Raw genomic sequence first — 853 nt, forward strand, 5'->3', positions numbered from 1 at the left:
GGCCGTGCCGCCGCCCCCCGGCCGGCCCGGCCGCCCGGCGCCGCTGAGACGTGAGGCGCTGTGGGCGGCGGCGGCAGCGGCCTCCTACGGCGCCACCCTCTTCATCGGCAGCGACGACTACATGCCCCTGTCCATACCCGGCGTGCTGGGCCTCGTCGTCCTCGAGATCGTCGCCGTACGGTACGTGCTGCGCCGGCCCGCACGGGGCACCCCGGCCTCGTACCCGACCGACGGCAGCGACCACCGCGGCGCGGTGCACTTCCTCTACGCGGCCCTGGTCAAGCGTTACGCGGTCCTCGTGCTCTGCTCGCTCGCGGTGATGGCCGTGCCGCTGGTGACCAGGGCGACCTATCTCATCCCGCTCATGGGGGTGGGGCTGCTCGGCATCATCCTGGCGACCGTCTACTGGTTCGACCAGCTCCGCTGGGTGCGGCAGTGCGCCCGCGTCCTGAGCGTCTACGACTTCGAATTCCGCACGCCCGTCGAGAAGTTGGAGCTGTGGCGGGGCGGACGGCGGTTCCTCGTGCTCGGTGTGGAGGAGGACGCCTCACCCGAGATGCTCGCCCGGGAGCCGATGGGCCACCCGTACTGGCCCAAGCGGATCGCCGAAGGCGTCTGGTTCGCGGGCGACGACGCCTTCGGCGGCGCCCTGCTCGTACCGGGCACCGGCGAGCTGATGTGCATGCAGCCCCTCGCCTGGGACGCGCTGGAGGGCTGGCGGGCCGAAGTCGGCCCGGAGCGCCGCGCGAAGGCGAAGAAGGCCGGGCTCGACCGCCACTCCGTCTGACCGGAGGCGGGCCGCACCGCCCGGCGGCCGGCGACGCCGGTGGCAGGGGGCGGCGGCGATGGCGCG

General features: G+C 74.1%; 1 protein-coding gene. It reads left to right on the top strand.

The genetic code is table 11. The features are described from left to right. Positions 1 to 787: hypothetical protein (locus tag AN218_RS37210; RefSeq protein WP_070020109.1), on the top strand; the 787-nt coding region annotated here is incomplete at its 5' end. Positions 788 to 853: the final 66 nt, after the last annotated feature.

This window comes from Streptomyces nanshensis (assembly GCF_001751255.1).
Taxonomy (GTDB): Bacteria; Actinomycetota; Actinomycetes; order Streptomycetales; family Streptomycetaceae; genus Streptomyces; species Streptomyces nanshensis_A.